This window comes from Acinetobacter sp. ANC 5414, from assembly GCF_013004295.1.
Lineage (GTDB): Bacteria > Pseudomonadota > Gammaproteobacteria > Pseudomonadales > Moraxellaceae > Acinetobacter.
Map to the genome: position 1 here is coordinate 45,589 of NZ_JABERM010000009.1, position 14,811 is coordinate 60,399.

At 39.8% G+C, this 14,811-nt stretch carries 14 protein-coding genes; 5 read left to right on the forward strand and 9 right to left on the reverse strand.

Features of this window, described 5'->3' with window-relative positions:
- Positions 1–266 precede the first annotated feature (266 nt).
- Complete coding sequence (alr, locus tag HLH18_RS05170) at positions 267–1,334, forward strand: alanine racemase (RefSeq protein ID WP_171546017.1); 1,068 nt, start codon at positions 267–269, stop codon at positions 1,332–1,334.
- Between the two features lie 53 nt (positions 1,335–1,387).
- Here alr and HLH18_RS05175 read toward each other — a convergent pair whose 3' ends face one another.
- From HLH18_RS05175 to HLH18_RS05195, 5 genes are all read right to left on the reverse strand, one after another.
- Positions 1,388–1,810: a BLUF domain-containing protein gene (locus HLH18_RS05175; RefSeq protein ID WP_171546018.1), complete on the reverse strand. Its 423-nt coding sequence runs from the start codon at positions 1,808–1,810 to the stop codon at positions 1,388–1,390.
- Between the two features lie 125 nt (positions 1,811–1,935).
- On the reverse strand, positions 1,936–2,676 hold the full coding sequence (locus HLH18_RS05180; RefSeq protein WP_131292004.1) for a proteasome-type protease: 741 nt from the start codon (positions 2,674–2,676) through the stop codon (positions 1,936–1,938).
- Positions 2,677–2,702: 26 nt separating this feature from the next.
- Positions 2,703–3,482, reverse strand: coding sequence for a transglutaminase family protein (locus HLH18_RS05185; RefSeq protein ID WP_171546019.1), 780 nt, complete (start codon positions 3,480–3,482; stop codon positions 2,703–2,705).
- Positions 3,479–4,081 carry an alpha-E domain-containing protein gene (locus tag HLH18_RS05190; protein ID WP_171546020.1) on the reverse strand — a complete coding sequence of 201 codons (603 nt, stop codon included), beginning with the start codon at positions 4,079–4,081 and terminating at the stop codon, positions 3,479–3,481. The genes HLH18_RS05185 and HLH18_RS05190 overlap by 4 nt, the downstream gene beginning before the upstream one ends.
- A 24-nt stretch (positions 4,082–4,105) precedes the next feature.
- Positions 4,106–5,659 carry a circularly permuted type 2 ATP-grasp protein gene (locus tag HLH18_RS05195; RefSeq protein WP_171546021.1) on the reverse strand — a complete coding sequence of 518 codons (1,554 nt, stop codon included), beginning with the start codon at positions 5,657–5,659 and terminating at the stop codon, positions 4,106–4,108.
- A 244-nt stretch (positions 5,660–5,903) separates the two neighbouring features.
- Between HLH18_RS05195 and HLH18_RS05200 the strand changes: the two genes are divergently transcribed.
- Positions 5,904–6,902 carry a helix-turn-helix transcriptional regulator gene (locus HLH18_RS05200; RefSeq protein WP_171546022.1) on the forward strand — a complete coding sequence of 333 codons (999 nt, stop codon included), beginning with the start codon at positions 5,904–5,906 and terminating at the stop codon, positions 6,900–6,902.
- Between the two features lie 527 nt (positions 6,903–7,429).
- Complete coding sequence (locus HLH18_RS05205; RefSeq protein ID WP_214647275.1) at positions 7,430–9,100, forward strand: FMN-binding glutamate synthase family protein; 1,671 nt, start codon at positions 7,430–7,432, stop codon at positions 9,098–9,100.
- A gap of 85 nt (positions 9,101–9,185) precedes the next feature.
- Here the strand turns inward: HLH18_RS05205 and HLH18_RS05210 are convergent, their stop codons facing one another.
- From HLH18_RS05210 to HLH18_RS05225, 4 genes are read right to left on the reverse strand one after another with little or no spacing between them, the layout of a single operon-like run.
- A complete protein-coding gene (locus tag HLH18_RS05210) occupies positions 9,186–10,229 on the reverse strand; it encodes an alpha/beta hydrolase (protein ID WP_171546023.1) in 1,044 nt (347 codons plus the stop codon).
- Positions 10,229–11,356 carry a YdcF family protein gene (locus HLH18_RS05215; RefSeq protein WP_171546024.1) on the reverse strand — a complete coding sequence of 376 codons (1,128 nt, stop codon included), beginning with the start codon at positions 11,354–11,356 and terminating at the stop codon, positions 10,229–10,231. The genes HLH18_RS05210 and HLH18_RS05215 overlap by 1 nt, the downstream gene beginning before the upstream one ends.
- Positions 11,357–11,363: 7 nt before the next feature.
- The gene (murB, locus tag HLH18_RS05220; RefSeq protein WP_171546025.1) at positions 11,364–12,398 is read right to left on the reverse strand and encodes a UDP-N-acetylmuramate dehydrogenase; all 1,035 of its coding nucleotides are present in this window, start codon (positions 12,396–12,398) and stop codon (positions 11,364–11,366) included.
- A 12-nt stretch (positions 12,399–12,410) separates the two neighbouring features.
- Positions 12,411–12,923, reverse strand: a complete 513-nt coding sequence (locus HLH18_RS05225) for a low molecular weight protein-tyrosine-phosphatase (RefSeq protein WP_171546026.1) — start codon at positions 12,921–12,923, stop codon at positions 12,411–12,413.
- 116 nt (positions 12,924–13,039) lie between these two features.
- Here HLH18_RS05225 and HLH18_RS05230 point away from each other — a divergent pair, with 116 nt between their 5' ends.
- Together HLH18_RS05230 and HLH18_RS05235 are read left to right on the forward strand one after the other, a co-directional pair.
- Positions 13,040–14,200: an iron-containing alcohol dehydrogenase gene (locus HLH18_RS05230; protein ID WP_171546027.1), complete on the forward strand. Its 1,161-nt coding sequence runs from the start codon at positions 13,040–13,042 to the stop codon at positions 14,198–14,200.
- Between the two features lie 171 nt (positions 14,201–14,371).
- The gene (locus HLH18_RS05235) at positions 14,372–14,809 is read left to right on the forward strand and encodes an acyl-CoA thioesterase (RefSeq protein ID WP_171546028.1); all 438 of its coding nucleotides are present in this window, start codon (positions 14,372–14,374) and stop codon (positions 14,807–14,809) included.
- Positions 14,810–14,811 lie beyond the last annotated feature (2 nt).

The window sequence follows — 14,811 nt, forward strand, 5'->3', positions numbered from 1 at the left end:
TTAGAAAAGATCAAAGAGTAATAAGTGCCAGCCCTGATCTTTTTATAATAGAATCAAACAATGCTATCTAAAATTTGATTGAAATATACTTTAAGTTAGTGTTTATTTTCAGTCATAGGAATACAATATGGCACTCTATTCAGCTTAAGTTCCTCACTCCTTTTTGAGTGAGATGACAAGTATACCCACAACATTCTGATCATAGCTTATAAGTGATTTTATTCAAATTGCTGTAATGTTTCATGTAATCCCAAGGAGTAACTAGGGTGCGCCAAGCAACAGTTTATATTGACAGAGAAGCACTGCAATATAATTTCAACCGTGTTAAACAACTTGCACCAACTACTCAAATTGTAAGTATGGTTAAAGCCAACGCTTACGGACATGGAGTCAAAGACTGTTTAGCAGCCTTAAGTGGAACGGATGCCTTTGGTGTCGCCTGCCTTGAAGAAGCACTTGAAATTCGTGAACTGGGCTATCAACAACCCATTACCCTCATCGAAGGTATTTTTTCTGAAGATGAAATGCAGGTTGTGGTTGAAAATAACATTGAATGCGTGGTCCATCACCAACAACAACTCAATTGGTTGCGAACATACAAAAATGCCTATATTGGCAAAAACTTAAAAGTTTGGGTCAAACTCAATAGCGGTATGAACCGTCTGGGTTTTAAAGTCCCAGAAATTATTGAGGTGATTAACTCACTTAAAGCCGAAGGTTTTACTTGTGTTTTAGCGATGCACTTTGCCAATGCCGATGCAGAAAATCATCCTTTAAATGAACAACAAAAAAATCAATTTCTTCAAGTCAAAGAAGCTTGTGCACCAGTGATGGCTTCTTGCTGTAATTCGGCAGCGATCTATAAATGGCCAGAATTGAATTTTGATTTTGTTCGTCCAGGGATCATGCTTTATGGTGCGTCACCATTTTCGGATCAATCGGTACATGATTTAGACCTTAAACCGGTGATGACTTTTACTGCTGAAATTATTGCTTTAAACCATATTCAAGCCGGTGAATCTGTGGGTTATGGCTCAACCTTTAGCGCTGAAAAAGAAATGGATTTAGCCATTGTTTCGATTGGTTATGGTGATGGTTATCCGCGTGCATTCCCTAAACAAAACTATGTCGCCATTAATGGTCAAGCAACACGGGTAATTGGTCGTGTTGCCATGGATATGATTGCTATTGATGTTACAGGCATAGATGCACCAATTGGCACCGAAGTGGAACTTTGGGGTAAAAATCGCTTAGTCGATGATGTTGCAGAAGCCAATGGTACGATTGGTTATGAGCTCTTGTGCCGCCTAAGTGCTCGTCCAAGAAGAAAGTAGATATTTAAATTGTTAAAAAACCCAAGTTAAATTTGGGTTTTTTAACGTAAGCATTAAGCCACACTAGGCTGCACATCATATAAAAAGCTCAAAAAAGCATCCAAACTTTCTTCATTCAACTGATTTGGGACAAAACTGTTATAACCCAAAGATTTAAAATAGTTTTGTATTTTACTATTTCGTCCCACGTATTTCATCGACCAATTAAAAAAGTTAGTTTCTTTCAAGACACATGTTTTAAGCAAAACGATTTCGTGATGTCTCTGATCTTTTCTCAGTCTGTTTAAAAGCGTCAGGATATGTTTTTCCTCGCCTTCCAGACATTGAAAAAAATAACCATCGGCATAATACAAAACCCCATGGATTTGATGCTTTGTATTAAAATCTCTCGCCTCAGTTAAAATATCCCGAAGATCCTTTAAAATAATTTCATCATTTGAGTTTTTTTTACTGGCATAACATAGCTGAAATATCATGACCCAATGCCTTCTTATTGTTTTTAAATAAAAGATAAATATTAATAAAAGATAAAAGTATCCAATGGAATCTACCCATTGGATAAAATATAGCAGATGTATTTTTAGCTGTGAATAGCAGGAAATTAATCTAGATAATCATCTGTTGGAATAGGCAATTTCTGTAAGCCACGGCGTAAAGTATCTGACCATTGTTTACTCAATTGTCTAAAATACGGATCTTCTTCATAGATCCGTTTGCCATTTGGAATATGTAAGGAATCTTTATGATAAACAATGGTATCTAATGGCATCCCAACTGAAACATTGGAACGTAAAGTAGAATCAAAAGAAATCAAACAACAACGGACTGCCTGATCTAAGGGCATTTCATAAATTAATGCCCGATCGAGTATGGGTTTGCCGTATTTGCTTTCTCCAATTTGAAAATAAGGCGTATCTTCCGTTGCGCAAATAAAATTACCTTGCGGATAAATATTATAAAGTTCCATTTCTGAACCTTTAATTTGTCCACCCAGTAAAAGACTACAATAATAATTATTCTGTTCGTGAGTGTTAGCATCTTGGGTAACATCAGCAATGACTTTTCTTAATGTCTGCCCCACCAACTCTGCCATTTCGAACATGGTATTGACACTATATAAGTTGGGTTCTTGGCCAAGTTCCAAGTGATTGTTCAAATGACCAATAACGGCTTGTGTCGTCGCTAAATTTCCAGATGTCTGTATCGTGATAAATCGTTCAGCCTCTACCCCAAAGGTATAGAGTTTACGAAATACCGAAATATGGTCCACACCCGCATTAGTGCGCGTATCACTAACAAAGACCAAACCATCTTTTAAACGTAGCGCACAACAGTAAGTCATGAGAACTCCTTATGACTTTTAAATTTTCAGCAAGCGAGTACTTGAACAATAGAATTCATAGACTCAATACCACCACGCTCTCTTATGCCTCTTACTGGTGCAACATCCCAATAATCTCGACCGATTGCCACATATATATGCGAATTAGGCACAAACAACTGATTGCTGGTATCAAAACAATACCACGAATTTTCAAAAAAAACTTCTGCCCAAGCATGACTTGCAAGGTGAGATGTATTCGGTACAAATAAATAACCTGAGACATAACGTGCAGGCAAGCCTAAATATTTACACATCGCAATAAATACATGGCTATGATCCTGACACACACCTTGTCGACATTGGAAAGCATCAATAGCAGAGGTTTGTACAGAGGTTCGATCAGGCACATAAGGAATATAATTTAATATTGCCTCCGACAGAATCATTAAGTTGGCTCGATTCAACTGGGGAACATAATACTCTGCAAAACTTTTCATTTCTGCATTACACATTGTGCTTGGTGTAGGCTGCAAAAATAATTTGGGATTGACGGCAGTTTCAATCCCAAACTGGGTATTCGGATTCATCTCCACAATACCTTGCGCCATAATGGTCATCTGGCTATAAGGCTGGCGCTGCGAACTGGTAATCCAAACATTATTAAAAGCATCAGATTTAACTTGTTTCTCACCAGGTACACTCACATTCCACGAATGCACTTGCTGATGCACATTCGTGGTCGGAGTCATCTTAATATATTGAATGCTGTTACGCGCTTGATCAGTATATTGGTAATGGGTTTGGTGATTAATCATCAGCTTCATGCATCCACCTCAAATAAGTGTTGAACATAGTCACTGAAATGATAAAAATTCATACTGTCCGGATTTAATTTCAGTTGCTGCCAAGCGCTGTCCACTCCATTCCAGCCAATCTGGCTTAATAAATCCACAGTTCTATCAATACTTTCAAGTGTGATGGTGCGATCTTGCTTAAGTCGAAGCTGTCGGTCTAACTGCTCAATATTCTTTCCCAATGTAAAAAACAGAAAGATATCTTCCGATTCTGCTTCTAATATATCCTGACATTCTCCAGCCACATCGCAGATATAAGTTACATTTTCAGTCGCATTTTTAATCAGTTGATTGAGCTCTGCATACGCTTTTGCAGAAAATATTCCACGTAAATCCTGAACATTATCTTTGGCGTGTTGAAATTGCTGACCAAAAGATGAGGGTTGCTCGGTATCAAGCAATAATGTATTTAACGAGCTTGCATCAAAAGCGGGCAAGCAAAATGCATGTGCATATTCCAATGCATCCTGGTTATTATGAAATGGAAATTGGCTACACAAATATTGAATACGCGTTAAGTATCGACCTAACCAAAAAATATGTTGAGCATTACTATTTAATAAAATCATGATTTCTTTCCCAGGGTTAGATGTTTAAGAATGAAGATTATCGACAACCCATGTGTCTTTAACTCCACCACCTTGTGAAGAATTCACTACTAAAGATCCGGCTTGCATTGCCACTCGTGTTAAACCACCGGGTACGATTTCCGTCCGATAAGGTGAACTGAGCACAAAGGGACGTAAATCGATATGACGCTCTGCAACCCCAAAATCGGTCATGGTTGGACACACCGATAAATCCAGAGTCGGCTGCGCAATATACAGATTCGGTGTCGCAATAATTTTGTCTCTAAATGATTCAATTTGACTTTTCGAGGCTTGTGGACCAATCAACATGCCATAACCACCCGAACCTTGGGCTTCTTTCACCACCAACTGCTCTAAGTTGGATAAGACATAATCCAGATCTTGAGCTTCGCGGCATTGGTAAGTTGGCACATTTTTTAAGATTGCTTGCTCACCCAAATAAAAATGAATCATTTTATCGACATAAGGATAGATCGATTTATCATCTGCCACACCAGTACCCGGTGCATTGGCAATCACAACATTGTGACGTAGATAAGCTGACATTAAGCCAGCCACCCCTAAAGTGCTATCCGGCATAAAACACAATGGATCTAGATATGCATCGTCCACGCGACGATAAATTACATCAACCTGCTGTCTTCCACGGATGGTTTTGACATAAACCTTATCGTTTTCTACAAAAAGATCACGTGATGTCACTAAAGGCACATCCATTTCCCTTGCCAGGAAAGAATGCTCATAATAGGCGCTGTTAAAACGTCCCGGCGTTAACACAACAATAAAAGGCTTATCGACATAGGCATTTTCAGCCAAAACTTCTTTGAGTAATTGCGGATATTGTTCAATGCCCAAAATGTTGTTTTGCTGGCATAAATCGGGCATTAATTTTTGACTGATTTTGCGGCTTTCCAGCATATAAGACACACCGGATGGCGTTCTTAAATTATCTTCCAGTACATAAAACTCACCATGACGGTCACGAATAATATCAATCCCGCTAATCTGACTATAAATTTTACCTTTTAAGTCGTGTGCATACATATGCGGTTGATAGGCTTCATGCGTCAGCACTTGCAGTTCAGGCACAATATTGGCTTTTAAAATATCTTGCTGATGGTAAATGTCATGTAAAAAAAAATTCAGTGCCCGTACCCGTTGCGAACAACCCAATGCGACTTTATTCCATTGCTTTTTCTCAATCACCCGCGGAATTAAATCATAAGGAATGGTTCGCTCAATCCCTTCCGATTCACCATAGACGGTAAAAGTGATGCCCTCATACAAAAAGTGATCTTTCGCTGCCTGGTTTAACAACTTTAATTCATCAATGCTGTGTTGTGATAACCAATGTTCTATTTTGCTGCAGGTTTCCCCTGACATGCTTTGATCATCCACCAGTTCATTAAAAAAATGAGATTTGAGCTGCTGAAATAAACCGCTTATTTTTGAATGATTCTTATACCCTCCTATGGATGGATTAATATTCGTTCCCGCCGGATGAGAAAAACTTTCAACCGTAGACGTTAAATCTGTTCGATCCTTTTCTTTAAGCATACAACCCTCTTAATTGTTATTTATTTTGAATGCAATTAAGCAACAAATATGCCAATAAAAATCCTTTTATCGCTTTTGTCTATTTATTCATCAAGTTGTGTGTTGTTCAATGGCTGTTTCGATCAAATATGTTTTGAAATGTAGATGAGCTCAATGGCAAGAATTGCGAAAAATATTCAGGTTTTTTATTGTGTTCAGCATTCAATGGAGATATAAACAAGCTACTCGATTTTTAATTTAAGTTATGTCCTCACAAGAAAAAGAAACCTCGAACAGCCTGTACCGACAATGGCAAATTTTATCTCGTCTTTCTACCGGAAAATGGATGGGTACCCGAGAGTTACAAGAAATTTTGCAGCGCGAAGGGATTGATATCAGCTTACGTACCATTCAACGTGACTTAAATCAGATCTCGCTGCGCTTTCCCATAGAAAGCAGTAAAACCGTGCCTCAGGGCTGGCGTTGGCGCTCAGATGCACCGATTCAAAGCTTGCCGCATATGACCAGTTCTCAAGCGGTCACCTTTATGATGGTGGAAGAACATTTAAAACATTTGCTGCCGCCTAGCTTGATTGAAGAAATGAACCCGTGGTTTGATTTGGCACGTCGCAGCCTCTCGACCCAAAACAATGTACGACAATGGATTAACCGGGTTCGTATTGTTCCAGCTACTCAACCTCTTATTCCGCCTGTAGTAGATAAACTGGCGCAACAAGCGATTTATGAAGGCTTACTGCAAGACAAACAACTGGAATGTATTTATCAGGGACGTAGTCACTTAGGTGAAGAAAAAACCTATATTTTGAACCCCTTAGCTTTGGTACAAAAAGGCGCAATTATTTATTTAATCTGTACCCGCCATGATAAAACCGACATTCAGACCTTTGCTCTGCACCGTTTTAGATCGGCAATTGTGCTAAATTCGCGCGCGATGCACCCGGTTAACTTTGATATTGATGCTTATATCGACTCTGGTGCATTAGGCTTTAGAGTCGACTATACCAAGCCGACCGAAAATGTGGCATTAAAACTGATTATGTCTGAAGAAGATGCCCATTATTTTGATGAAAGCCAACTCAGTAAAGACCAGACCATCCAAAAACTGGACAATGGTTTGGCCCAAGTGACCGCAACCGTGCCTTTTACCTCACAACTGACATGGTGGTTAAGAAGTTTTGGTCATAAAATTCAGTATATTGAGCCGATTGAAGTCTCGAATGCGGTTCGTCAAATCACAGATTAAACAAAATAACTGAAATAAAAAAAGTCCCAATGATTGGGACTATAGGATATTTCTGTTTGGATCTATTTTTATTGTCGTACTGCGGGCTTCAAGAACATTAAGCTTTATTTTCTCACCCCGATACAAAGCTTGAGGGCGGCTGATTTCATTTGTGGAGTAGCAAATATTGTGCTTTAGCACGCCAGATCTCCAGTATTATATCGAATTGATTTCATCGTCATATGCATTACCTCTGTTGCTAACATGAAACCAATGTAGTCCATAATCCAACGATTGAGAAATCATAAGATCAGAAACTTTAAGCTGAATATTTATTAAGCATTTATTCTGAATCTCTATTTCCCCTTGTTCATATACTGTACATATCCAATCCTTACTTTAATTTAAGTGAAACTTGTACAACCCATAGTTATCTTTCAGGTCGCCGATCCATCACTTATACATAGGGATTTTACAAATCAGAACTTGTGAAGTGTATATAAAATAGGCAGATTCATGTTATGCAGAATTCGATGGAAAACATGAAAATGCCAGTTCCAGCCCAAGCCGTCAGACATAGACTTTTAAATACTTTTTTCTCACGATACTCAGTCTGGTTTAGCTGTATTTTTATTACCTTAATGATTAGCTGGTTTCGTATTATCTATGAGCCTCAATCTATTCATTATTTTCTTTCAGATCCCTTTCTGAATTCTTTATGGCTGATTTCAGGAATCCTTACACTGGTTGGCGTATATGATATCTTGCAAAATCAACATTCAATTCTAAAAAATTATCCCCTTATGGGACATTTTCGCTTTATTTTTGAAGATTTTCGTCCTGAAATTCGCCAATATTTTATTGAAGATGATCAAGATGCCCTGCCATTTTCACGCATGCAACGCAACCTGGTTTACCAAAGAGCAAAAAATAAAAATGCCGATAAGCCTTTTGGTTCCCTGATTAATGTCTATCAGCAAGACTATCGTTTTATCACCCATTCCATTACCCCATGCAAACCTGCTGACCCTGAAAGTTTTCGTATTCAAATCGGCAATCATCAATGTCAGCAGCCCTATAGTGCTTCCATTATGAATATCTCTGCCCTGAGTTTTGGCAGCCTCAGTGCCAATGCCATTCGTGCTTTAAATTTGGGCGCGAAAATGGGCAATTTTTATCATGACACCGGTGAAGGCAGCATTAGTCCTTATCATTTGGAAAATGGTGGAGATATTGTTTGGGAACTGGGCAGTGGCTACTTTGGCTGTCGTACGCTGGATGGCCAGTTTGATCCGGAAAAATTTACCCGACAAGCCCGGTTACCGCAAATCAAAATGATTGAAATCAAGTTATCGCAAGGAGCAAAACCCGGACATGGCGGTATTTTACCTAAAAGTAAGATCTCAGCAGAAATTGCCGAAATTCGTGGCGTGAGTCGTGAACATGACTGTGTATCTCCTTCGCAACATTCGACATTTAGCACCCCAATTGAAATGATGCATTTCATTCAGCGACTGCGTGAACTCTCTGACGGCAAACCGGTTGGATTCAAGCTCTGTATTGGTCAGCCCTGGCAATTTATGAGTATTGTCAAAGCCATACTGGAAACTCAAATTGTGCCGGACTTTATTGTGGTGGATGGCTCTGAAGGTGGTAGTGGTGCTGCCCCGATTGAACTGATTGACCACGTGGGTACGCCTTTACGAGAAGGTTTACTGTTTGTGCATAATACGTTGGTGGGTGCAGGCTTACGCAATCTAATTAAAGTCGGTGCCAGTGGTAAAATTATTAGTGCCTTTGACATTTCCAGCACCATGGCCATTGGAGCTGACTGGGTAAATTCGGCACGCGGCTTTATGTTCGCTGTCGGTTGTATTCAGGCACAAAGCTGTCATACCAACCAATGCCCAGTCGGCGTAGCCACCCAGGATCAAGAACGTCAAATGGCCCTGCATGTTCCCACCAAGGCAGTTCGTGTATTGAATTTTCAAAAAAATACCCTGCGTGCCTTATCCGAAATGATTGCAGCTGCGGGCTTGAAACATCCGGCTGATATTAAAGCCCATCATTTAGCGCAGCGCATTAACGACCGGGAAATTAAAAACTATGAGCAATTACACTTCTGGTTAAAAGAAGGTGAATTACTCAGCAACGAAGCGAAAGATACCGAAAACTTTTACTTTCGCATGTGGAATTTAGCCCATGCCGAACAATTTTAAACTTTGCATGATCTAAAAATAAGCTCATATGTTCAATAAAAAAGAGGTCAATATGACCTCTCTGATGCATTGATTAAATAGAAAATCAATAATAACCATCTGAACTTTGGGCATGTAAAAATGCCGGAATTAAACCCGTTAATGCTGCTCGAATATCCGCTCGTTCATTGATTAACTGATGCGAACCTTCTTCCAGCATCAACAAGGTCTGGAGCCGAAACTTACGACGAATAAACTCAATGTTATAGCGCCAGTCCACGGTCTGATCTTGCGCACCTTGTGCCAACCACACAGGAATACGACACGCCGGACGCGCTTCCATCTCTTGCATCCACTTGGACATGGCTAAAATCCAGTCCATTCCCATCATACGGGGTTGCAAAGGATCTTTTAAACGCACAAAACGTAGAAACTCTGGATTGTGGTTATTGCGCCTGAAATGACGTGGCACTTGACGCTTGATGCGGCGAATAATGCCTAAACCCACAGAATTATGCCACCAGGCCGATTTCGCCGGTCGAATCAGCGGAGAAAGTAATAAAACACGCTCTACGAATGGATTTTCACGACGCTCAGCAAACTCCAACAAATGATGCAGCAAAATGGCACCACCGGTACTTTGACCAATTCCCAACCACGGTTTAGGGAGTTGACTGGCATTTTTAACGTAGTGATAAACAGCGTGCAAAACCTGCTGATAATGATCAAAGTTCTTAATGTTTGCAGGTGAACCATCACTTAACCCATGACCGGGCAAATCATAGGTAATGACACTAAAACCCTGTTCCAGCAGCTCACGAATAATCGGCTGATAAATACCACTATGTTCCAGATAGCCATGCAATAAAAGTACCGTTCCACGTATTTTATTAAAAGCAAGATTGGCTACATTCGGTTGGAATACCTGTACATGCAATTTAAACAAAGGCATTTGTACATAGCCTTGCCAATGCTCACAATCCAGTAAATGCATACCGTATAACTTACGATAAGCCTGAATCTCCACTGAAGGTTGATAAGGCTTATTCAGGTTTAAGGCTTCAAGCAATTGAGGCGTGGTTTCTCGACTCGGAACCGGTAAATCCAACTGTTTTAAAATACTGGGATTTAAAAATGGGATATCTGGCATCAAGGCACCTCCCGACAATCACTGGAACCAAACCAGAGATCACGAATCGTGGCTAACATTTCATAATTGGCACGGCGGCTATGATCATAGTTTTGTTCACTTGGACGCCAGCGTGTCAGATATGTTGGCATAGGTGCTTCAACAGGCACAGTTTCAATACCATTTAAGGCAAATAAACGACGTGTACGCGGCATATGATAACGATCGGTAATTAAAATCACCCTCGGTGCTCCACCTTTTTTTTGCAATAACAACGAGCTAAAACGCGAGTTTTCGCAGGTATTCATGCTTCGATCTTCCAGCAATTTCGCATTTACATCATGTTCTTTCAACCAGCGCTGCATATATGGGGCTTCCACACCACTGAGTACAATCGGGAGTTGATATTCTTTTTCGATGGCTAAGGTTTTTTCTAAACGCAGCCGCGTGTAATCATTCACCACAATATCTTTGCCGTTTTTATCCAAAGTGAGTCCACCACCCAATACCACAATGGCATAAGGTTTTGAACTTTGCAGCTGAGGTTGCTCATTCTGTTCGTGAATTAATGCAATATCTTGGTAAATGGTTTCATCAACAGGTTCTTGAGCGACCTGTTCCGGTTCAATTTTATGCGTATGAAGAAATTCTACATATTTTTCCATCAACGCTTTATTTTCAGTACTGTTCAAGTCTAATAAATCTTTAACTGTTTGAGCGGGATCTTCCTGTTCTATTTCTTCATCTACGGGTTTTGCAAGCAACGGAATACGTGGTTTTTCCTGATCATCATTTTCCTGCTGTTGCGCTTCTTCAATCATTTGCTGCAAGGCTTTATAACGTGCCTGAATCACCGTCAAATTCTGCGAATCATGGTTTTGGATTGCTTCTTCCATCAACTTTAAATAGGCTTGTCGAGCAATCCACAATTTGGAACCCGGCTCCAGATTTTCATGTTCACTCAATGCAGCCATTTGTTGACTTTTCGCAGCCACTTGATTGACTTCAACAGGAACAAAACTATTCAGGGCTTTTACTACCCAGCCTGAATAAAAGGGCGAATAAATCAAAACCATGAAACAGCCGAAAAGAACAAATAACACCGATGCTATTTGTACCAATCGAACCATCCAATGCGATTTCGCCATAATTTTCTTATTCCAAATGTGAACGAATTAAACCGGTTTCATCAAACAGTACCGGTTCAGGTTCTAATAAAATATTAAATTTTTGCTGCACATCGTGTTGTACGGCATGATAAGTGGCTTTCACATCAGCCAAAGTCGCCTGGTCATAATTCACCAAAACCAGGGCTTGTTTATGAAACATCCCCACCATACCCAGCTGCTTACCTTTCCAACCCGATTGATCAATTAACCAACCTGCTGCAATTTTAACGCCACCTTTCGCCTGAGGGTAATGGGGCAAATTCGGAAATGATAGTGCTAAATGCTCATAAAGCTGTTCTGAAATCACGGGATTTTTAAAGAAACTTCCTACATTGGGATATTCTTTTGGATCGGGCAATTTGCTTTGACGAATTTCAATCACTTGCTTTTGCAAGTTTTCAGCTGTTTGCTCATCACCCACCGCTTGCTTGAGATCGCCATAATTCAACATTAGATTCGCGTGCTTAAGCAATTTAAAAGTCACATGAGTAATCACAAAACGATTGGGATCATCTTTAAAAATACTATGTCGATATGAAAAATCACAGTCTGCAGCCAGAATGGTACTGAATTTTTCTAATTGGCGGTCATAAACCTGAACCGATTCAATAAACTCACCGGCTTCAACGCCATACGCCCCGATGTTTTGTACTGGAGATGCACCGACTAAACCCGGAATAAGCGCTAGATTTTGTAAGCCATACAAATGTTGTGCTGTACTCCACAATACAAAGTCATGCCAGATTTGCCCTGCCCCGACACGAATGGTCTTACTGTGCTCATCTTCAGCAAGATATTCAATACCCTGAATATCCATATGCAGCACAAGCGCATGAATATGTTCAGGCAATAACATATTGCTACCACCAGACAGAATCAGAACATTTAACTGTTGCTGCTTGGCATAATTTAAGGCATCGACCAATTCTTCTGGCGACTGCACTTTAAGATAATGTGATGCTGTGGCATCAAGACTTAAGGTATTAAAAGGCTTAAGTTGAATTTGAGTTTGAATATTCATGTGCTTAAACCTTTATTTCACATCGATCTGTTGTTTGAAAATAGTGACCCACGCCAAACTGCTCGATTCACACTGATCGAGTACACGCTCAAAACCCTCTACCCCGCCATAATATGGGTCTGGTAAAGCCTGTTTGAGATAAGTTTGATCGTATTCACTCATCAATGCAATTTTTGACCGAATTTGACTTGCGCCATATTCTACATGTGCTTGATCGTAAAGAGCTTGAATATTAGATAAATTTTCATGATCCATTGCCAAAATCAAATCAAATTCAATCAAATCTTGAGGCTTTAATTGGCGCGCACGCAAGGCTGATAAATCATAACCACGCTTTAACGCATGTTGTTGGCTACGTTCATCAGGCGCTTTTCCGGGATGATAATTACTGGTTCCCGCTGAATCAATCACAATATTGAGCTGATGTTCATCACAAAAATGTCTAAGCACAACTTCTGCCGTGGGAGAGCGACAAATATTTCCTAAACACACACATAACACCTTATATGGCGTTTTGGATGACATAACAACCTCGATAACTGCTTTATTTTCAGGTGTCTTATGTTAAGTTATTTAGAGGATGAATCCTATAGAACGCTAAAACAATAATCTTGAATTTGATATCAAAAAGGATGCAATAGATGAGCCATTTTCAATTCCAGACCGTCTCGAATATTATTTCAGGGCTCGGCTCAATCTATGAGTTAAAGCAATTGTTGCAACAACAATCCTATAAAAAACTATTATTGGTCACCGATGCTGGAATGATTCAACAGCAATTACACTTACCCATTATTGAAATACTGGAAACTATTCATCTTGATTATGTCATTTATTCTAGCGTTCAAGCCGACCCTCCAGAACAGATTGTTCTAGACGCTGTTCAATTCGCAAAGAACGAAAATGTCGATATCGTCTTAGGTTTTGGCGGCGGAAGTTCTCTAGATGTCGCGAAAGTGATCCCCATTTTGGCACATCCTGAGCAACAACAAACGTTGCAAGATTTATACGGTGTAAATAATGCTAAAAATCCACGATTGCCCTTATTTTTAGTTCCCACTACGGCAGGTACCGGTTCTGAAGTGACGCCTATTTCTATTGTCACTACCGGTAAAACCACAAAAACTGGAATTGTTTCGCCAGTTTTATTTGCTGACGTGGCCATTTTAGATGCCACATTTACCCAAAATTTGCCAGCTCATATTACTGCAGCAACAGGCATAGATGCGATGGTGCATGCGATTGAAGCCTATACCTCAAAAATAAAAAAGAATCCTTATGCAGATATGTTGGCAAAACAAGCGCTGAGATTACTCAATAAAAACTTAAGCTTAGTCTTGGCAGATGGACAGAATTTAGAAGCACGTCAAAATATGCTGATCGGTTCAATGCTTGCCGGTCAAGCCTTTGCCAATGCTCCAGTCGCTGCGGTACATGCCCTGGCTTATCCATTAGGTGGGCATTTTCATATTTCACATGGTCATAGCAACGCCTTGGTCCTGACGGAGGTTTTAAAATTTAACGCACCCAATGCAAAGCAACTCTATGCTGAATTGATGTGCTGGTTGGATCCAAAAAGTACCGGCAGTACCGATGGTTTATGCGATTTATTTATTGATCATATGCAAAATCATCTCGATAAAAGCGGTTTGATTTTAAAACTGAAAGATTTAAATGTTCCGGAAAATAAGCTTGAGCTATTAGCCAATGATGCCATGTTGCAAACCAGACTTTTACAAAATAATCCGCGGGAACTCCAGTTACAGGATGCCCGACAAATTTATGAAGCTATTTATGCATAATTTGTTTTTTGTTTATCTTCATATCCTTTTTAAGCGATTTTTTATTGCAATAAAAAACAATATCGCAAGGTCATTTACTCGCCTGTAAATGACCTTGCTTTTACCCGCTTGCATTCATTTATTTTTAACAGTACAACTGAATATAAATGACCTCTAGAAAATAAAATCACAATGAAGCAGACACCAAAACAACGCACGGATTTTTCATACTTCTTGCCCATTCAAACGCGCTGGTCAGATAATGATATCTATGGTCACGTCAACAATGTCACCTATTACAGTTATTTTGATACTGCAGCCAATGCCTTACTGATTGAAAAAGCAAACTTTGATATTCGATATTCCCCAGTGATTGGATTGGTCGTCGATTCAGCCTGCAGTTTTTTTCAGGAACTTTCTTATCCTGAAATTATTGAGGTCGGTGTGGTGATTTCCAAACTTGGCAATTCATCCGTGCAATACGATCTAGCGATCTTTAAACCGTTCCATGATGTCGCCTCTGCACAAGGTCATTTCGTGCATGTCTTTGTTGATCGCCAGACACGAAAAAGCACCCCGATTCCAAGCGAAATGCGGAATGCTTTATCTCAATACTGTGTAAATGAATAAAC